Below are 19,519 nucleotides of genomic sequence, written 5' to 3' on the forward strand. Positions count from 1 at the left end.
GTGCCTGACGGCTTTCATCCGAGCCCGAACTGCCGTCGAGTCTAACTGATTTGCCCACGCCCGGACCATCGTCCGAATGGCCAGGTTTCGCGCCGGCAAGTGCCTTTGTTATGCTGTCGGCTCTTCCCTATGCGGGCTGCGCACGGCGCGCGGCGCCGCTTCTTCGCACAGGCTTTATGCTCCAGCTTTTCTATTCGAACCGGTACGATGTGCTCGTCGATGCGCTGCTCGACGGACTCGCTCAGGCACCGTCGAGTCCATGGACCGCGCAGCCTGTGATCGTGCCGAGCGCGGCTGTGCGGCGGCGGCTCGAACTGGACATCGCCGCGCGTCAGGGCGTGTGCGCGAACATCGACTTCGGCTATCTCGCGCAATGGCTGTGGATGCAGATCGGCGGCGTGATCGAAGTGCCGCCGCGCTCTCCCTTCGCGCCGGACCGGCTCGTGTGGCGCTGCTATCGCTTGCTCGGCGACGCGGATGAGGCGCGGTCGTGGAACGCGTCGCCGCGCCTGCGCAGCTATCTCGACGCCGCCGACGCGCCGATGCGTTACGAGCTTGCGCGCCGCGTCGCGACGGTGCTCGACCACTATCTGACCTATCGTCCCGAGTGGCTGTTGCAATGGCAGAAGGGCGGCTCGATCTTCGCAGGCAGCGCGGCCGACGATACAGGTCCGCGCCTCGTCGGCGCGAGTGGCGCGGCGCGCGAAGACGAGCGCTGGCAGGCTGCGCTGTGGCGCGCGCTGCTCGGCGAAGTGGCGGGCGACGCGCATTCCGCCGACGCCGCCACGCCGCCCGCGTATCGCTTCCTCGACGAAGTGCGCTCGCTCGATCTCGAAGCGATTGCGAACGCCGACTGGCCCGAGTCCGTCAGTGTGTTCGCGCTGCCGACCATGCCGCCGCTGCACATCGCGTTGCTGCGTGAGCTGTCGCGCTGGATTGACGTGCGCCTGTACGCGATGAATCCATGCCGCGAGTTCTGGTTCGATATCGTCAGCGAAGGTCGCGTGCAGGCGCTCGACGTTGCGGGCCAGCTCGACTATCAGGAAGTCGGTCATCCGTTGCTCGCGGAATGGGGACGGCAGACGCAGGCGCAACTGCACATGCTGCACGAACTGACGGAGAGCGCGGCATCGGGCGAGGCTTCGTACTTCGCGGAAAACGCCGCGCCCACGTGGCTCGCCGCCGTGCAGAACGGGATGCTCGATCTGCGCAGCGAGCGCGATCTCGACCCGAAGCCGCAGGAGCGCGGCATCGAAGTGCACGTGTGCCATAGCCTCGCGCGGCAGCTCGAGGTGCTGCACGACCGGCTGCTGGGCTGGTTCGACGAGTTCGACGATCTGCAGCCTTCGGACGTGCTCGTCACGTTCCCCGATCTCGGCGCGGCCGGGCCGCTGATCGATGCCGTATTCGGCACGGCGCCGACGGGAGATACACGCCGTATTCCGTATCGCGTCACGGGCTTGCCGCCTTCGCAGGCGAACCCTGTTGCGCGCGTGCTGCTCGACTGGCTCGCGTTGCCCGAACGCAATGTCGGCGCGCCGGAGCTGATCGAATGGCTGCGCGTCGATGCGATCGCCGCGCGCTACGGCATCGATGCGGCGGCGCTCGAAGACATTCAGGAATGGCTCGCGGCAGCAGGCGCGCGACGCGGCCTCGCGCCCGTCGTGCCCGCCGACAGCGCCGTTCCCGTCGCGCGCCACACGTTCGCCGACGCGCTCACGCGGCTCTTTCTCGGCTACGCGATGCCAGAAGGCGGCGAGCCGGTGGATGCGTGGCTGCCCGTCGAAGGTGCCGACGGCTCCGATGCGGAACTGCTCGGGCGCCTCGCGAGCTTCGTCGACGACGTCGACGCGTTCGCGCGCCGTTGCACCGACGACCTGACGCCCGCCGAATGGACGCAGCTTCTGCTCGAAGTGCTCGGCCGCTGCTTCGATGGCGGCGTCGACTTCGCGGATACTCTGGCCACCGTGCGCGATGCTGTCGACGCGATGAGCGAAGCGATGCGCGCGGGCGCGGGCGACATCGCGTTGCCCGCGGCCGTCGTGCGCACGGCGCTGTCCGAAGCGCTCGACGATCCGGCGCGCGGCGGCGTGCCGTGGGGCAGCGTGACGTTTTCATCGTTGACGAGTCTGCGTGGCTTGCCGTTCAGAATCGTGTGCATGCTGGGCATGGACGACGGCGTGTTGCCGAGTCTCGCGCGCGCCGACGAGTTCGACCTGATGGCCGAGTTCGGCAAGGCGGGCGACCGGCAGCGCCGCGACGACGAGCGCAATCTGTTTCTCGATCTGCTGCTCGCCGCGCAAGACCGGCTGCTGATCGCGTACACGGGCCGAAGCATTCGCGACAACGCGCCGTTGCCGCCTGCCGCGCTCGTCGATGAACTGCTCGATCACCTCGCGCGCGTGTCGTGCGACGAGGATGCGTCGCCCGCCGATCTTGACGCGGCGCGCCGCGCGTTCATCGTCGATCATCCGTTGCAGCCGTTCGCTTCCGAGTACTTCGATGCGAAGAACAATGGAAAGAGCGGCTTGTTCACCTACGACCCCGACCGCGCGGAACTGGCCGCATTGCTGGCTGCGCCGGCGCGCGACGCGACGCCGCCATTCTTCGCCGCGCCGCTGCCCGCCGAGCCGGACGAACGCAACCAGCCAGTTGCGTTCGACGACTTCCAGCGTTTCTGGCGGCATCCGGCGCGCGCGTTGCTGCGCGGCCGGCTTGGCATCGTGCTCTCCGATGCGCAAGGCGAGCTGCTCGATATGGAGCCGTTCGAACTCGACTTCGCGGGCCGCGATGCGCTCGCCGAACGGCTGTTGCCCGCGCTGCTCAATGCGAGTCCCGGCGACGATGCATTGGCGCGCGCGCGCCGGGTCGCGGAAGCGAGTCCCGAACTGCCTGGCGGCGCGACGGGCGCCGTGTGGCGCGCGCGCGAGCTGTCGGCGTTGCGGGGGCTCGCCGAGCGCGTGCGGCGCGAGGTGGCGTCGGGTGTCACGCGCTTGCCGTTTGCGCTCGACATCGACGCGCGCTGGCCCGGTACGGGCGACGTCGCGCTCTTCGGCCCATTCGACGAGCCGCTGCGCGAACGCTCGGAAGGCCCGCTGCATCTGCAAGGCACGCTCAATCTGTTGACTGAAACGGGGCAAGTCATTTTCCGTTACGCAAGACCCAGCGCACGCGACTATCTGGCCGCGTGGCTCTCTCATCTCGTCTATTGCGCGGCATTGCCCGAAGGCCCGCGTCGCACCGTGTGGCACGCGAGCGGCGAGTCGTTCGAACTCGCGCCCGTCGAACAGCCGCTCGATCAGCTTGCGCCGCTTGCCGCGCTATACCGGGCAGGGCGCGCGTTCCCGCTGCGCTTCTTCCCGAAGAGCGCGTGGGCGAAGATCAGCGACAGCGACTCCGTCGCGCAGAACGAGTGGGCAAGCGACCGCGTGCGCGCCGAATCCGACGATGCCGCGTTGCGCATCGCGTTCCGAGGCACGCCGCTGACGCTCGACGAACCGTTCGGCACGCTGGCGTCGCTTGTCTTCAAGCCGCTCGTCGCGCATCTGAGGAGCGCATCATGAGCGGCGCAGCCTGGATGCATGAGCCCGCCGCGCAAGAGCTCGATGTGTTCGCTTGCGATCTGGATGGCGTCAACCAGATCGAGGCGTCGGCGGGCACGGGTAAGACATGGAACATTTGCGCGCTTTACGTGCGGTTGTTGCTGGAGAAGAATCTGAGTGCCGATCAGATTCTCGTCGTGACCTTTACGAAGGCGGCGACGGCGGAACTGCATGAGCGTATCCGGGGCCGTCTCGCCGAAGTGCAGCGCGCGATCGAAACGGGCGACGATGGCGGTGATCCGTTCATCGCGCGGCTTTTCGAAACGACGCTTTCCGAAGCGCGCGGCGCCGATCTCGAAGCGGCGGCAAAGGTCGTGCGCCGCGCGCTGCGCACCTTCGATCAGGCCGCAATTCACACAATTCACGCGTTCTGTCAGCGCGCATTGCAGGAAGCGCCGTTTGCTGCCGCGATGCCGTTCGCGTTCGAGATGGAAGCCGACGATGCCGCGTTGCGTTTCGAACTCGCGGCCGATTTCTGGCGCGAGCAGGTCGAACCCGTCGCCGCGGCGCATCCGTCGTTCGCCGCGTGGCTGGTCGAAAGGCGCGCGGGCCCTGCGTCGCTCGATGAACAGCTTGCGCGGCGTCTGAAGAAGCCGCTCGCGCAACTGCGCTGGGGCCAGACAGACGATATCGGCGAGCCGGAAACGGACGCGTCGGACGACGCGCGCGAGCGCTTCGATGCAGCGTGGGCAATGTGGCGCGACGAGCGCGACAACGTCGTGCGTCTGCTCGACGAGACGCAGGCGCGTCTGAAGCAGACTTCGCACAAGCCCGACGCGATTGCCGCCGCGATTGCAGCGTGGAACGACTACTTCGCGCAGGACGACTGTCACGCCGCGCCGCCGAAAGCCGCGCTGAAGCTGACGGCGAGCGCACTGACGAAGGGCACGAAGAAGGATTTCGAGCCGCCCGCGCATCCGTTCTTCGCGACCGCCGACGAACTCGCGGCCGCCGCCGTCGCCGCCGAAGCGGCTCAGCACGCGCGCTGGCTTCGCCTCGTGCAGAAGTGGCTCGACTATGCGCCGCACGAACTGGTCGCGCGAAAGCGCACGCGGCGCGTCGTGTCCTTCGACGATCTGCTGTCGAACCTGCATCGCGCGCTCGCCACGCACGTATGGCTCGCGGACGCGTTGCGCGCGCGCTATCCCGCGGCGTTGATCGACGAGTTCCAGGATACCGACCCGTTGCAGTTCGCGATCTTCAATCGCATCTTCGCGCCTGCGGGGCCGCTCTTTCTCGTCGGCGATCCGAAGCAGGCGATCTACAGTTTTCGCGCGGCCGATCTGCACACCTATCTCGCGGCGCGCGCGCAGGCATCGGCGCGCTATACGCTCGCCGTCAACCAGCGTTCGACTGCACCCATCGTCGACGCGTGCAATCGCTTCTTCGAAGCAAACCCGCAGGCATTCGTGCTCGAAGGGCTCGACTATCACCCGGTGCGCGCGGGCGAGCGTCAGCGGCCGCCGCTCGTCGATCGAGCCGGACCCGATGACGGCGATTTTCGCGTCTGGATGCTGCCGCCCGGCGACGCGGCGCGGACCAGGCGCGACGCGCAGCGCGTGGCGAGCGAGGCATGCGCTGCGGAGATCGTGCGTCTGTTGCGCGGCGCGCGCGACGGCAGCGTGACGATCGGCGACAAGCCGCTCGCGCCCGGCAATATCGCGGTGCTCGTGCAGACCCATAAGCAGGGCAGTCTGATCAAGCGCGAGCTGTCCGCGTGGGGTGTGGGCAGCGTCGAACTGGCGCAGGCATCCGTGTTCGAATCGCTCGACGCCGAGCAGATCGAGCGCGTGCTAGCCGCCGTCGATACACCCGGCGACTTGCGCCGCTTGCGCGCCGCGCTCGCGACGGACTGGTTCGGGCTCGACGCCGCTTCGCTATGGCGACTCGAGCACATCGACGACGGCGCGTCCGCATCGGGCGATGCCGCGCAATCCGTCGATGCGATGAGCTGGGTCGAGCGCCTTTCGCGCTACCGGATGTTGTGGCACGAGCGCGGCTTCGCCGTGATGTGGCGCACGCTGATGCGCGAACTGAACGTCGCGCAGCGCCTCGTCGCGGGTGTGGAAGGCGAGCGGCGACTCACCAACGTCAACCATCTTGCCGAACTCGTGCAGGCACGCGCCGCGACGCAGCCGGGCATCGCGCCGACGCTGCGCTGGCTGGCCGCGCAGCGTGCGGGCGGCGCAGGCGGTGGCGAGGAGGCGCAACTGCGGCTCGAATCGGACCGCAATCTCGTGCAGATCGTCACCGTGCACAAGTCGAAGGGTCTCGAATACGCGGTCGTGTTCTGTCCGTTTCTCAACGACGGCGGCATGCGCGAGCCGCCGTCGTCGGGCTTGCCCGATGCACGCGAATATCACGACGACGACGGCGCGGCCGTGCTTCACTATGGCTGCGACGACGAGCAGAAGGACTACGCGAGCCGCCACGCCACGCGCGAGCAGGCGGCCGAGCGCGCGCGCCTCGTCTATGTCGCGTTGACGCGCGCCGTGTATCGCTGCTACCTGGTGGCGGGCACCTATCTGTCGCACAACTCGGCGAAGGAATCGGCGCGCAGCGTGTTGAACTGGCTCGTCGCAGGCAGCGGACGCGATTTCGACGAATGGCTGGCGAAGCCGCTCGACGAAAGCGCGATCTACCAGCGTTGGCAGGCGCTCGCGGGCGGGCCGGTGGCCGTCGGCGCACTGCCTGCCGTTGGGCGGCGCGTGCCGCTGGAAAGCATCGCCGACGGCACAGCGCTGATGCGCGCGCGCACGAACCGGCGCACGCTGCGCGACGCGTGGCGCATGGCGAGTTTCAGCTCGCTGATCGCGGCCGGTTCGCGCGCAGAAGAAACGTCGGCGGCGAGCGACGAAGCGCGTCCCGATCACGACGAACTGGCCGATGTTCCGGCACCGCTGCACGCCAGCGCATTCGACGCCGCACCGGCTCCCGTCGAACTCGCGCCCGACGATATCCTCGCGTTCCCGCGCGGCGCGGCGGCGGGCGAATGTCTGCACCGCATGTTCGAACTCGCGGATTTCTCCGATCGCAGCACATGGGCGCATGCGATCGAACGCGCATTGCACGAGCGGCCGGCGCCCGCCACGCCCGATCTCGCGCAACGGCTGCCCGCGATGATGCATCGTCTGCTCGGCGACGTCGTGAGCGCGGAACTCGTGCCGGGCATGACGCTCACGGCGCTCGATCCGAAGCGGCGGCTCAATGAGCTGGAGTTTCTGTTTTCGGCGACATCGCTGGATTTTCCGGCGCTGCGCGCGCTGCTCGCCGGGCACGGCTTTCCCGATGTCGCGCTGGAGCCCGGCACGCTGCGCGGCTATGTGAAGGGGTTCATCGACATGATCGTCGAGCATCAGGGGCGCTACTGGGTGATCGACTGGAAGTCGAACCATCTTGGCGATACGCGCGAGGACTACGCCGCCGCGCCGCTCGACGAAGCGATGACGAGTCATGCCTATCACCTGCAAGCGCTGCTTTATGTCGTCGCGCTGCATCGGTATTTGCGCGTGCGCCTTGCGGACTATGAGTACGACAGGCATATCGGCGGCTATTTGTATCTGTTCGTGCGCGGCGTGCGTCCGGCGTGGCGCGACGCGGACCGTGCGGCGGGCGTGCATGCGCGGCGGCCCGGCTACGCGCTCGTCGCCGCGCTCGACGCGTTGATGGATGGAGGCACGGCATGAGCACATTCGATCAGCCATTGCCCGACGTCGAAGTGAACGTGCCCGCGCCGGCGGACTTCAGCACGGCGCTCGCCGAAGGTTTTGCGCGGCGGGTGAGCGCGCTCGCGCAGCGCGGTCGCGCGCCGGCGGACGGCGTGCGCTGGGCCGCGCGCGCCGCATTCGCCGCGAGCCGCGCGACGTCGGAAGGGCACGTCTGCGTGTCGCTCGACGAGCTTGCGCAGCGCTACGATGCGAACGCCGACGATGTGCGCGCCGCGTTGCTCGCAAGCGGTGTCGCAAGTGAGGGCAAGGAGACGGCGCAGGCGCTGCGACCGCTCGTCGTCGATGGGCAAGGGCGGCTTTATCTCGCGCGTTACTACGATTACGAGCGGCGGCTCGCGCGGTCGCTCGTCGGCCATGCGCAAGCGCCGCGCGGCGAAGCGCAGCAAGCGGACTCTGTTTCTCGCAGCGCGTCGCCGCACGCGTTGCGCGAAAGACTGCTGCGTTATTTCGGAGAGCCCCGGGACGACGAGATCGACTGGCAGCGAGTGGCTGCCGTGATGGCGCTGTCCGGACGGCTCACGATCGTCAGCGGCGGGCCGGGTACGGGCAAGACCACGACTGTCGTCGGCGTGCTTGCGTGTCTGCTGGATGCGCGCGCCGAACTGCGTATCGCGCTCGCCGCGCCGACGGGCAAGGCCGCTCAACGCATGCAGGAAGCGCTGCTCGCGCGTGCAGGCTCGCTGCCGGCGGAGCTTGCCGTGCGTCTGCCGCAAACGTCGTTTACGCTGCATCGCCTGCTGGGCACCGGGCCGGACGGGCGCTTCAGGCATCATCGCGACAACCCGCTGCCTTATGACGTGATCGTGATCGACGAGGCATCGATGATCGACGTCGCAATGGCCACGCATCTGTTCGATGCGCTCGCACAAGAGACGCATCTCGTGATGCTCGGCGACAAGGACCAACTGGCGGCCGTCGAAGCAGGCGCTGTGTTCGCTGAGCTGAGCGTGCAGCCGGCGTTCAGCGACGAAGGTGTAAGCGCGATTGCGACAGCGCTGGGAATCGGCGAAAGCCGGCTGCGCGCTGCGTTGCCGGCCGCCGGCCGCGATACTTCGCAAAACGATGTGCCGCCGTTCATCGACGATCTGTTCGGCGCGCCGTCGGAAGCGATGAGCGACGCGCGATCGCAGCCCGCGCCGTTAGCCGATTGCGTCGTCTGGCTGGAGCGCAACTATCGCTTCGGGCTTGAGTCGGCGATCGGCCGGCTGTCTGTCGCGATCCGGCGCGGCGACGCGCAGGCCTCGCTCGACGTGCTGGAGACCGATCCCGTTGGGCATTGCGCGGCGGCGTTCCACGTGGACACGGACGCGGCGCCTTCGGAGCGCACTATCCAGCGGCTTGCCGCCGGTTTTGCGCCGTATGCCGACGCGCTCGCCGCGACGCTCGGCGAAGCGGCATCCGGCACGGCGCCGCAGCCGCTTGCGCTGTTCGACGCGCTCAACCGCTTTCGCATCCTGTGCGCGACGCGTCTTGGGGCGCGCGGCGTCGATCAGATGAATGCCGCGATGGCGGCGCAAGTGCGCCGTGCCGCGCGCGTGCCGCTGACGGCGGGCGCGCAGTGGTTCGCGGGCCGTCCCATCATGGTCACGCGCAACGACTATGCGCTGGGTCTCTTCAACGGCGATATCGGCATCGCGCTGCCGGGCGCGGACGGCTCGCTGCGCGTGTACTTCCGTGGCGCGGACGGCAGCTTGCGCGCGGTGTCGCCCGCTGCGCTGCCGCCGCACGATACCGCGTTCGCGCTGACGGTCCACAAGTCGCAGGGATCGGAGTTCGATCACGCGGTGCTGATGCTGCCTTCGACGTTCAGCCGCGTGCTGTCGCGGGAGCTCGTCTATACGGCGATCACGCGGGCGCGCGAGCGGGTCGAAGTGATCGGCTCGCGGGCGGTGCTGATGCGCGCGATCGCGACGCCGACGCAGCGCGATTCAGGTCTCGCCGCGCGGATCGCCGAAGCGGCGCAAGAGGGCGGTTGCTGATTCGAAACGGGGAAGGCGCGACGAATACGAAGAAGCCGCGAGGCAAAGGGGAAGCCGCGAGACAGACGAGAATGCCTCGAAGCAACCGAAGAAGCCGCGAGGCAAACGAGGAAGCGGCGAGGTAGACGAGGAAGCCGAAGCAACCGAAGAAGCCGCTCAGTTCGCGGCCGTCCCGCGCTGCGGTTGTGCTTCGGATTCCGGCGCCTGTCCGGCAAGGTCGCGCATCGTGCGTCGATACCAGAACGTCCAGACCATCAGGCCGCCGAAGATCCCATAGCCGACGACGGGCGACACCACCAGCACCTGCTCGATCGGCCAGTGCCACGCCATCCAGATGCGCAGCGTGGTTTCGCTGATGAGGCCGACGCCCCATGTGACCGTCAGCACCCGCAGCGCGCGAGCGAAAGCGGGCTGCTCGCGCCACAGCATGTCGACGTGCGCGGCGCCGTTCGTCATCTCGCGGGCCACGAAGGCGCGCGTCAGGTAGAAGATGATGGGCCGGCGCAGCAGCAGCGACAGCAGGAACGCGGCGCCGATCGCGCCCGACACCAGCGACTCGCGCATCAGCAGCACGCGCGAATCGCCGCCGAGCGCCATCGCGCCGATCGACAGCACGATGCCGAGCAACACCATCAGGGCAAGCGCATCGACGCGCCGAAAGCGCACGAGTTCGATGACGCTCCAGATGACGGGCGGCACAGCGGATGCGATCAGGCCACCCGTTTCGCCCCAGTACGGCTGCGCGAGGCGATACGTGACCCAGGGCAACAGCAGGTTGACCACGAGTTCCAGCACCTGCGCGGGGCGCATCTTCATCACGATGATTGGCCTATGAGCTAAAAGTGTCAGTATCCGCGAGATCGGCGAATCGCAGCAAATGCGTCGCGCGTACGGCGAGCGTGCATGCCGTGCGGCGCATGCGGTTTCGTCTGATCCAGCATAGCCGGTACACTTACTTTGCATCGTCCGACCATTTGACATGACTACACGCTATCCGATCCCGCCGAACGAAATCGAACTCACGGCCGTGCGCGCGCAGGGCGCGGGCGGGCAGAACGTCAACAAGGTGTCGAGCGCGATCCATCTGCGCTTCGACGTGCGCGCGTCGTCGCTGCCCGACGTGCTGAAGATGCGCCTGCTCGCGTTGCAGGATCATCGGTTGACGCGCGATGGCGTCGTCATCATCAAGGCACAGGAATACCGGACCCAGGAAATGAACCGCGCGGCAGCGCTCGCGCGGCTCGATGCACTGATCGACAGCGTGAGCGTCACCCGCAAGGCGCGCTTCGCGACGCGGCCGACACGCGCATCGAAGGAGCGCCGGCTGGAGAGCAAGGCGAAGCGCAGCGATGTGAAAGCCACCAGGCGGCGCTTCGTGCACGAGTAGTGCAAATGCAGCGCATGGTTCGCCGTGCGCGAGTCAGGCGAGGCGAATCTCGTCGTTGAAAACCGCGCGGAACCGGACAATCCTTCAGACAGGACTCGCGTTGCGCAGCTCGGGCAGAAAGTCGACGCAGAATACGCGCGTGACGCCGTCACGCTCGACGGTCACGGCGGCTGTGTAGCAATCCCGGCCATCCATCAGCGAGCAGTGCGGCCCCATCATCGCGACGCGTCCCGGCGCCGCGAGCGCATGCTTGAAGTAGGCGCGCCGCGACCAGTTGTTGCGCGTGTCGGGCACGAGGGGCGCAAGCCGCGCGGGCGGAGGCGGCGTGCCGCAAGCGGCGATCGACGTCTCCAGCTGCTCGCCGCGGTCGCTCAGCACGAAAACGCGGCGCGCGTCGGGCACGAGAAAAACGGGTAGCGCGGCCCGCGCGAGATCGCCCGTCTGCATGTACACGTTCGCGCCAGCGAGCACCGCTTCCGTGAAGCCCTCGAAACCGGGACGCTGATAGCGCGAGTGCGCGTACTCGAAGCTCTCGAAGCGCTGCCACATCTCATCGATCAGGTCCGGCACGCGCGCATTCGCGGCCTGTATCGATGCTTTCGGATGACCGAACCAATAACCCTGGACGAAATCGACGTCGGCCTGCATCAGCGTCATCAGCTCGTTTTCCGTCTCGACGCCTTCGGCCAGCACCAGCGTGCCTGATTGATGCAGCATGTTGATCAGATGACCGATCAGCGAATTGTCGTTGTCCTGGCGGCCGGCGCGCGCGACCAGCGAGCGGTCGAGCTTCACGATGTCCGGCCTGAAGCGCCACACGCGATCGAAGTTCGAAAAGCCCGTGCCGAAGTCGTCGATCGCGATCAGGAACTCGCGCGGCTGCGATGCCGCGAGCATGCTGGCGACAGCGGACTCGTCGTCGGCGGGCTGTTCGAGCACTTCGATCACGATGCGTTCCTGCGGCAGTCCGAAATGATCGGACAGTTCATCGATGAACGGGCGCTGCGGCCAGCCCGTTTCGAACACCTGCGGACGCGTGTTGAGAAACAGCCAGCCCGACTCAATGCCTTGCGCCATGAAGTTCGCGACATGCAGGCAGCGCGCGAGCCGGTCGAGCGCGCGCGCATCGGCCGTCGAGCGGGTGCCCGAAAACAGCACGGCGGGTGAGATGGGGTGGCCGACGGGATCGAAGGCGCGCAGGAGCGCTTCATAGCCGACCACGCGCTGATGCGTCACCGAGATGACCGGCTGGAAGACGCTGCGCAACGTAATGGTTCGCCACGGCGCGGCCCATCCGGCTTCGTCCTGCACCATATGCTGCAGGAGGCCAGGGAGCGTCGTATCTTCGACGTTTGGCATGACGGCAGATTTGTCCTATGCAGCGTGCGGCGCGCGCCCGGAAGAGGCGCCATGTCCGCGGCAGGCATGCGCAACTTCGGCGCAATGGAGGTCGGGCCTGAAGGCAGTCGGATCAATGCCCGTCACGCGCGACTCCGCTCAGTTGTGCAGCTCGGGTGCAGTCCAGTTCGTCGAATCAGTCTAGCAGTTCGCATGCGTAATGAATGTTCGGGTAATCACAGACGGAGTGAGAGTCTGTGCCGTTTCGTCTTGATGTTGGCGCTGAGGAACGGTGCATCTATGGCAGCGGCGTTATGCTGCTGATTTCTCAAAAATGGAGTCCAGCATGTCGGAAATCGCAGTGGTGGCGATCTCGGTGGCGAAGCCGGGGCACGAGGAGCAGTTGCGCAAGGCGCTCGAAGGCATCGTCGGGCCGACGCGCAAGGAACGCGGCGCATTGCAGTACGACTTGCACCGCGATCTGCGCGAGCCGCGCCGCTTCGTCTTCTTCGAGCGATGGGAAAGCGAAGAGGCGCTCGCTGCGCATGCGAAGTCCGCGCATATCGAGGCGTACAGGAAGGTGTCGGCGGACTGGATCGAGTACGCGGAGCTGCGCATCGTGTCGAAGATCGCCTGAAGCGAAAGGGCAGCGGGCGAAGCCGAAAGAGAAAAGCCCGGCAATGCCGTTGCCGGGCTCGAGCATGCTGGCGTTGGCAGCACCGTGGATGGTTGCGGCTTCTCTATGCGCATTTCGTTTTCGTGCGCTTCGCGCGGGGTCATGCGGCCTTCACGCGGCCTTCGTGTGGTCGATGCCATTTCCGCCGGCGCGCGCATGAGGCGTCATGCGATCAATGCGTCGAATGCGGCACGTCGAGGATCAGGATGATGGTCCAGTCCGCGTCGCCGTCGTGATGGTACTGACGTTCCGCGACGATGAACGGCTGCTGCTTGCCGGCCGGTCCGAGAAACAGCACATCGCCTTCCATCGGCAGACATTCGACGGGCGGCAGCGCAAGGAACGCATCCTGACTGCCGCGCGGCATGAGTTTTTCGATCTTGCGGGATGCTGCTTCAGTCCATTCGATGTCCAGCTGGATGTTGCTCATTCTGTCCTCCGCACCAGGGTGCGCACGGGTTGGGTGGGTTCTTCGGTGCGCGACTTTAGCATACCGTCAGCGCGCATCCCGCGACATGCGCTGCGCGGCTGGCCGCTCGCGGAAAGCGCGCGGCGGCAATGAAAAAGCCGAGGCCGTGCGGGACGGCTTCGGCTTCTGTTCGAACGTTGGCATCGAGCGACGACAGCGGGCGCGACATGCCCGCCATCAACGCAGCCGCGCGCGGTTGCGCATAGAGCCTAACTGCGAGGACTTGCTGCAGCGGCAGCTTACTGCGCCGGCTCAGCCTGCTTCTTATGATGCGCCGAGCCCTTGTGATGCTTCATCGGCGCAGGCGGCGGCGCGCTTTCCATTGCCTGCTGCTTCGATTGCAGTTCTTGCGCGCGCTGCTCGACGTCGGCGGCCTTCGCCGGATCGGTGCTCATCGTCACCCCTTGGTCCTGCTGCGCGTACGCCGCGCCCGTCAGTGCCGAAAAGGAAACCAGGATTGCCAGGGACACTTTCTTCATCGCTGCCTCCGTAGAGAGTGGTTGTGGACCCGAGTATGGCTGTCCGTTGGAACGACAGTGCATTCTAGCCAGCAATGTTTGATCCAGCGTATTGTCTGTAACAGAATTCACAGACGGTTACGTTTTGTTACATCGGCGGATCGTCGTCACAGAGCCGCTTCCCAGAAGCCATTGCGCATGAAACGTATTGTGCTTCTGTTCGCCGCATCCGTCTCGACAAGTCAGATTTTCCCGTTCGTGAGTGTTGTGCCGATGATTCTTCAATGGGCTCAAAAATTCCATCGGATAGCTAAGCAAATCGTGGCGCGACTGTCGGTTGGCCGCGCTCAGAACCAGCCGATCTCCCTGTAGACATGGAACTGTGCGAGGCCGATCAGTTCGTGCAGCGCGATTTCCGCGTCAAACAGGTTTTCGCCGCGCGGCAAGAAGCCGAGTTTCGCGTGACGCGTGTTCGACACGACAGGCAGCGGCTGCATCCCGAAACGGTGAAAGTTGAGCAGCGCCCTCGGCATGTGATAGGCGGATGTGACGAGAATCAACGAACCGTAATATCCGTCGTGCAGAATCGCTCTGACGTTGCGTGCGTTTTCGTAGGTCGTCAGGCTGCGGTTCTCGAGGATGATGTCGCCGCGCGGCACCTGATCGCGCAGCAGGTAGGGCAGGTAGGTGTCGGCTTCCGTCGCCTCATGCTCCTGCGGATTGCCGCCGCTTACGATCACGTGGCAAACGGGACTGACCTGCTTGCAGTGGGCGTAGAGGTCGGCGCTCTTGGCGATGCGGGCGTAGGCGTCCCTGGGCGGAACGAGCTTGCCGTCATGGTCATGGATGGTGCCCGTGCCGAGCAGCACGATCGCCGTATGGGGCGCGTACGTTGCGGGGGCAACCGTCTGCCCGCCGGGTGGCGCGTCACGCTGGGTGAGATCGAGCAGCGGCTGGGTCAGCCAGCCCGAGCCAAGCGCCCAGTAGAACGCAATCGCTGCCGCGCCGATTATCGTGCGTGCGCTGCGCAGCAGCACGAAAGCTGCAAAAAAAAGCAGCAATAAAGTTAAGAGAATCAATTTTATTGGGGTAACGTATGGTATTCGGACATTTCCGCCCGCGGGCCATCGCGCCGATACGGTCGCATCGCCGCCGGTTGGAAGCAGAACGCTAGCACAGCGTTCACACGGGGACCGAAAAAAACGGCGGCCAATGCCGAAATCGCGGACCTACGGGGGAAATCTCCGGCCATCCGCGATGCGCGCGTCGACAGGCGCGCCATTGTGTCGCGAACAAATAAGTCATGGCTGCACTTAAAGAAAGAAGTGAGATGACCACTTATTCCAACGAAGCCGTACTTGAGGCGCTGCGACGGGCGCAATACCGTCAGGTGCCATGGGCCAAGCGCCCAGGCGTTTTTGAATATCTGCGTTCGCTTGGCATGATGGACACCGTTCGTCAACGGACGGTCGCTCCCGCGCCGGGTTTCCATGCTCCCGTGGACATCGCGGTGCTGACCGAAAGTGGCCGCTCCGAATTCGCGCGGCTCGCTCGCGACGAGCGTTCGCTCGACTGGGACGCGCGCCGCATGCGCAACTACGTTTTTGCCGGCGCGGTCGCCGGAGAGAGGGCAGCTGCCGTCTAGACGACGGGCTCTTGCTGGACGCGCGCTCACCATGACAGTGCGGCGTGCGGAAAACGCGTCGTGCGGGGCGCGTCGAGGGCATGTCGCCGCCATTTCTGCGTTTTAGCACTTTCTTTACACATGCCGGGCGGCGTCGCGCGGCATCCGCGCCGACTGGCTCCGCAGAAAAATTGGACGAAAAAAAGCCCGTATCGCGAGGATACGGGCGTACCGGAATTACTTCTGCCACGCTGTGCTTATGGCATTTGTGAGACTGGCGACCCGGCAGGTGGTTCCCGATTTCGCACATCTTCGTTGCCGCTGCTGCGAAAGCGGCGCAGCGGCAAGGCAATCCGCCTGCTCGCGGCGCGGTTCAGCGCGCGTCCGCCGCCCGCCGTTGCACGGGCTCGTCTCGCTGCCCGTCGGGCCGCGCGCGAACGTTGCTGGCGATATCACCGCGCAAATCCCCACGCGGCGAGGGTGGCGTGAACCCCTGATTACGCGCTTCCGTCTGCTGCCACGCCTGAAGCGTGGCCGGCTGTTCCGGCCGCCAGTTCCAGCCCTGCTGCGGGCGTTGCTGCGCGAACGCAGTCGCGGCAATCACTGAAGCGACCATGCCGCAGACACGCAGTGACATTGGCCTCATGATCGACTCCCGACAAGCCAGTCGGGGCTTGTTTGCATACTTGTACGGTATGCCGCACTGCGAAAGCGTGCTGTAAATAAAAGTAAATGGATGTTTCGTCCCGTCACGGCGGGCATGCAGGCCGCAAAAACGGAGTTCGGCGGGCGGCAAGGGCAAGCGCGTGCAGTACGAGGAAGAACTGCGAAGCTGACCAACGCGCGTGGTAACGGGTGGAAAAATCCGCGGCACGCGTGATGCGCCGTCAGCGAAGGGTGCGAGGCGTCGCGATTGGAATGGGCGTGCGGCGCCGTCGATCCCTCAGCGGGTCGTTTTCAGTTCGGAAGCGGGAGGCAAGGGACGAAACTGGGCGAAAGCCCGGTCCCGGAAACGCACCGGGCGCCCCAAGGGGCGCCCGGCGGCGTGATGTAGTGCCTCAGGCCATCTTGACGGGTGCGCGCCAGGATTCCGGATTGGTCCAGAACGCGCCGCGCAGACGGTCGCGGCTCGGCGGTGCCGGTGGTTTGGCCGCCGTTGCGCCAATGCGTCCGCGCAACGAAATCTCACGGCCGCTCGTGCCCAGCCGCTTGACTATCTCAGCGAGTGTGCCGTCGGCTTGCCATTCGTCGAAACGGCGACGGCACGTCGGCGGCGACGGATAGCGGCCCGGCAGCTTGGACCAGCCTTCTCCCGTCGACAAAACCCACAACACGGCGTTGACTACCGCGCGAGCTTCGACGCGTGGTCGACCACGGCGTTCGCTCCGTGCCGGCTCCGCACAGAACAACGCCTCGACCAGCGCCCACTCGTTGTCTCTCAAATCGTCGAACACCATCATGTTTCACCTCAGCGAAGCTAACTCCGGTGCGCTGCCCCGCGCTGCGCACTCTTCATGCACCCAAATCCATATCGGGCGCCGGCGGAGAGCCGGCCTGTACCTTTGCGAACCGCTTTTTTCGCCAGTCCGAATCGGCGCCGACTCTTGTGCAGGAGGAAACGCACGAAGCGTGCCATCTTTCACCCAACCGCCTCGAAGCCTCGCCGCATCAAGCCGTTACGGGCGTTAGCCTGGCCCGTATGAGAATCCAAAAAAACCATTCAGCAAATCGGGACAATCACCAATCTTGTGCAATCAGGCCCGCCCCGCGTGCGTTTGCGCCTTCTTGCTGCATTGCAGCGACACGAAACAAGCGATGCGTAAACCCATCGCAGGTCATAAAATCGGCATCAAACAACATCATTCATGAGGGGAGCGGATGAATGTGACGCTGCGTCAACTGCGCGTGTTCATCGAGGTGGCGCGGCTGCAGAGCTTCAGCCGGGCGGGGAGCGAAATCGGGCTGACGCAGTCGGCCGTGAGCCGGTGCGTGCGCGAACTCGAAGCGGAAATCGGCCTGAAGCTGATCGACCGGACGACGCGCGAAGTGCAGCTCACCGACGTCGGCGGCAATCTGGTCGCGAGCGTGTCGCGGCTGCTCGGCGATCTCGACGACGCGCTGCGCGAGATCCGCGAGATCGGCGAGCAGCGGCGCGGCCGCGTGATGGTGGCCGCCAGCCCGACGATCGCTTGCCGGCTGATGCCGCCGATCGTCGCGGCTTGCGGCAAGCAGTATCCGTTCATCACGCTCGGCCTGCGCGACGACGTGCAGAGCGATGTGGTGCGCAAGGTCAAGTCGGGCGAGGTGGATTTCGGCGTGATCATCGGCCCCGTGTCCGCCGACGATCTGATCGCCGAGGCACTGATGACCGACTCGTTCTGCCTCGTCTCGCGCGACGATCATCCGCTCGCGGGGCGCAGCGAGGTGGCGTGGCGCGAGCTGGAAGGCGAGCGTCTCGTGTTGCTCGACCATGCGTCGGGCAGCCGGCCGATCATCGATGCCGCGCTGGAGGAGTACGGCGTCAGCGCCAACGTCGTGCAGGAGCTGGGTCATCCGTCGACGGTGTACGGACTGGTGCAGGAGGGTATCGGCGTGAGCGTGCTGCCGTGGCTCGCGATGCCGTTGCCGGCGGGGTCGTCGCTGGTCACGCGGGCGCTCGTGCCGCGCGCCGAGCGGACCGTCGAGCTGGTGCGGCGGCGCGACCGCTCGCTGTCCCCGGCTGCCGACGCCGTGTGGAACCTGATCCACCAGGTGCCGGGCCGCACCGAGGACTTGCGCTGAGCGCGGGCCTGGCCGCGTTGCCGGCTTCCAGGCCGCGCGTTTTGCGGCACGCTACACTCGCATTTTTCACCGACCCGCCGGGATCTTCGATGAGCGAAACCGATTTGCCCCAGTTCCCCAATGCACGCGATGCCGTGCGCTCGCTGCGCGCGTCGCAGATCCGCGAAGTGGCGAACGCCGGCTTCGGCGTGCCGGACGTGCTGCCGTTCTGGTTCGGCGAATCGGACCGCGTGACGCCGCCGTTCATCCGCGATGCCGCGAGCGCAGCGCTTTCGGCTGGCGCGACGTTCTACACGCACAACCTCGGCATTGCGCCGTTGCGCGAGACGCTCGCCCGCTACGTGAGCACGCTGCACGGACCGACGTCGGTCGAGCATGTGGCCGTCACGAGCGCGGGCGTCAACGCGCTGATGCTGGCCGCGCAGCTGGTCGTCGGGGCGGGCGACCGCGTGGTGGCCGTGACGCCGCTGTGGCCGAATCTCGTCGAGATTCCGAAGATTCTCGGCGCGCACGTCGAAACCGTGTCGCTCGTCTACGGTGCAAACGGCTGGCAACTCGATCTGGAGCGGCTGCTGGCGGCGCTCACGCCCGACACGAAGCTGCTGATGCTGAACTCGCCGAACAATCCGACGGGCTGGGTGATGAGCCGCGACGAGCAACGCGCCGTACTCGAGCATTGCCGACGCCTGGGCATCTGGATCGTCGCCGATGAAGTCTACGAACGTCTCTATTACGCGGGCGAGCCCGGACAAAGCGCGCCGTCGTTCCTCGATCTCGCTGGCCGGGACGAACGCGTGATCTGCGTGAACTCGTTTTCGAAGGCCTGGTTGATGACGGGCTGGCGGCTCGGCTGGATCGTCGCGCCGGCGTCGCTGATGGACGATCTCGGCAAGCTCGTCGAGTACAACACGTCGTGTGCGCCAGCGTTCGTGCAGCAGGCGGGCATCGCCGCCATCGAGCAGGGCGGGCAGTTCACGCGGGAGCTGGTCGGCGAGCTGCGGGTGTCGCGCGATCATCTGGTCGGGGCGTTGTCGGCGCTGCCGGGCGTCGACGTGAAAGCGCCGCCGGGCGCGATGTACGTGTTCTTCTCGTTGCCGGGCGCTTCGCGCAGCCTCGATCTGTGCAAGGCGCTCGTGCGCGAGGCGGGGCTCGGCCTTGCGCCGGGCAGCGCGTTCGGGCCGGAGGGTGAGGGCTTCGTGCGCTGGTGTTATGCGTGCGACACGGCGCGTCTCGATGCGGGTGTCGCACGGCTCAAGGACTATCTCGCGCGCTATTGAGCGCATCGTCAGAGTTCAGAACGCGGGGCGGTGCAACGGCGCGGCGCTCCGCACCGTGATGCGCAGCGGAGTATGCGATTAAGGTGCAGTTTGGATTTCGTCTTTACGCACCGATTGTTTTTGCGTAATATGGCAGCCAGTCACGCGGTTCCCTCGCGGAATTTCGCTGCTCCGTCGTCCGGCTGGGTATGGCTCGATGC

14 protein-coding genes and 1 pseudogene are annotated in these 19,519 nt (G+C 66.2%); 8 read left to right on the forward strand and 7 right to left on the reverse strand.

What is annotated here, in order from left to right; genetic code table 11:
• The first annotated feature begins 176 nt into the window (after positions 1-176).
• From recC to recD, 3 genes are read left to right on the forward strand one after another with little or no spacing between them, the layout of a single operon-like run.
• Positions 177-3,563, forward strand: coding sequence for an exodeoxyribonuclease V subunit gamma (gene recC, locus BN2476_RS03230; protein WP_087732802.1), 3,387 nt, complete (start codon positions 177-179; stop codon positions 3,561-3,563).
• Positions 3,560-7,288 carry an exodeoxyribonuclease V subunit beta gene (gene recB / locus BN2476_RS03235; RefSeq protein ID WP_087732717.1) on the forward strand — a complete coding sequence of 1,243 codons (3,729 nt, stop codon included), beginning with the start codon at positions 3,560-3,562 and terminating at the stop codon, positions 7,286-7,288. The genes recC and recB overlap by 4 nt, the downstream gene beginning before the upstream one ends.
• A complete protein-coding gene (gene recD, locus BN2476_RS03240; protein ID WP_087732718.1) occupies positions 7,285-9,309 on the forward strand; it encodes an exodeoxyribonuclease V subunit alpha in 2,025 nt (674 codons plus the stop codon). Before recB ends, recD begins: the two co-directional genes overlap by 4 nt.
• A 156-nt stretch (positions 9,310-9,465) precedes the next feature.
• On the opposite strand, the gene BN2476_RS03245 is transcribed toward recD, so the two are convergent.
• Positions 9,466-10,125 carry a VC0807 family protein gene (locus BN2476_RS03245; RefSeq protein WP_087732719.1) on the reverse strand — a complete coding sequence of 220 codons (660 nt, stop codon included), beginning with the start codon at positions 10,123-10,125 and terminating at the stop codon, positions 9,466-9,468.
• A 163-nt stretch (positions 10,126-10,288) separates the two neighbouring features.
• Between BN2476_RS03245 and arfB the strand changes: the two genes are divergently transcribed.
• Positions 10,289-10,696, forward strand: a complete 408-nt coding sequence (arfB, locus tag BN2476_RS03250) for an alternative ribosome rescue aminoacyl-tRNA hydrolase ArfB (protein ID WP_087732720.1) — start codon at positions 10,289-10,291, stop codon at positions 10,694-10,696.
• 84 nt (positions 10,697-10,780) lie between these two features.
• Here arfB and BN2476_RS03255 read toward each other — a convergent pair whose 3' ends face one another.
• The gene (locus tag BN2476_RS03255; protein ID WP_087732721.1) at positions 10,781-12,055 is read right to left on the reverse strand and encodes an EAL domain-containing protein; all 1,275 of its coding nucleotides are present in this window, start codon (positions 12,053-12,055) and stop codon (positions 10,781-10,783) included.
• Between the two features lie 325 nt (positions 12,056-12,380).
• Between BN2476_RS03255 and BN2476_RS03260 the strand changes: the two genes are divergently transcribed.
• Complete coding sequence (locus BN2476_RS03260; RefSeq protein WP_087732722.1) at positions 12,381-12,671, forward strand: putative quinol monooxygenase; 291 nt, start codon at positions 12,381-12,383, stop codon at positions 12,669-12,671.
• 211 nt (positions 12,672-12,882) lie between these two features.
• Here BN2476_RS03260 and BN2476_RS03265 read toward each other — a convergent pair whose 3' ends face one another.
• The 3 genes from BN2476_RS03265 to BN2476_RS03275 all read right to left on the reverse strand — a co-directional run bounded on the left by BN2476_RS03265 (position 12,883) and on the right by BN2476_RS03275 (position 14,716).
• Complete coding sequence (locus tag BN2476_RS03265) at positions 12,883-13,140, reverse strand: DNA-binding protein (RefSeq protein WP_087732723.1); 258 nt, start codon at positions 13,138-13,140, stop codon at positions 12,883-12,885.
• Between the two features lie 278 nt (positions 13,141-13,418).
• Positions 13,419-13,658, reverse strand: coding sequence for a hypothetical protein (locus BN2476_RS03270; RefSeq protein WP_087732724.1), 240 nt, complete (start codon positions 13,656-13,658; stop codon positions 13,419-13,421).
• A 326-nt stretch (positions 13,659-13,984) separates the two neighbouring features.
• Positions 13,985-14,716 (reverse strand): YdcF family protein, encoded by a 732-nt coding sequence (locus BN2476_RS03275; RefSeq protein ID WP_438942855.1) that lies wholly within the window; start codon positions 14,714-14,716, stop codon positions 13,985-13,987.
• A gap of 251 nt (positions 14,717-14,967) precedes the next feature.
• Between BN2476_RS03275 and BN2476_RS03280 the strand changes: the two genes are divergently transcribed.
• Positions 14,968-15,282: a hypothetical protein gene (locus BN2476_RS03280; protein ID WP_087732725.1), complete on the forward strand. Its 315-nt coding sequence runs from the start codon at positions 14,968-14,970 to the stop codon at positions 15,280-15,282.
• A 352-nt stretch (positions 15,283-15,634) separates the two neighbouring features.
• Here BN2476_RS03280 and BN2476_RS03285 read toward each other — a convergent pair whose 3' ends face one another.
• Together BN2476_RS03285 and BN2476_RS03290 are read right to left on the reverse strand one after the other, a co-directional pair.
• Positions 15,635-15,907, reverse strand: coding sequence for a hypothetical protein (locus BN2476_RS03285; RefSeq protein WP_087732726.1), 273 nt, complete (start codon positions 15,905-15,907; stop codon positions 15,635-15,637).
• 415 nt (positions 15,908-16,322) lie between these two features.
• Positions 16,323-16,718 (reverse strand): annotated as a pseudogene (locus BN2476_RS03290) (transposase); the annotation flags it as partial.
• Positions 16,719-17,139: 421 nt separating this feature from the next.
• Here BN2476_RS03290 and BN2476_RS03295 point away from each other — a divergent pair.
• Together BN2476_RS03295 and BN2476_RS03300 are read left to right on the forward strand one after the other, a co-directional pair.
• The gene (locus tag BN2476_RS03295; protein ID WP_087732727.1) at positions 17,140-18,042 is read left to right on the forward strand and encodes a LysR family transcriptional regulator; all 903 of its coding nucleotides are present in this window, start codon (positions 17,140-17,142) and stop codon (positions 18,040-18,042) included.
• A gap of 89 nt (positions 18,043-18,131) precedes the next feature.
• A complete protein-coding gene (locus BN2476_RS03300; protein WP_087732728.1) occupies positions 18,132-19,319 on the forward strand; it encodes a pyridoxal phosphate-dependent aminotransferase in 1,188 nt (395 codons plus the stop codon).
• The last annotated feature ends 200 nt before the right edge of the window (positions 19,320-19,519 follow it).

This window comes from Paraburkholderia piptadeniae (assembly GCF_900007165.1).
Classification (GTDB): Bacteria; Pseudomonadota; Gammaproteobacteria; order Burkholderiales; family Burkholderiaceae; genus Paraburkholderia; species Paraburkholderia piptadeniae.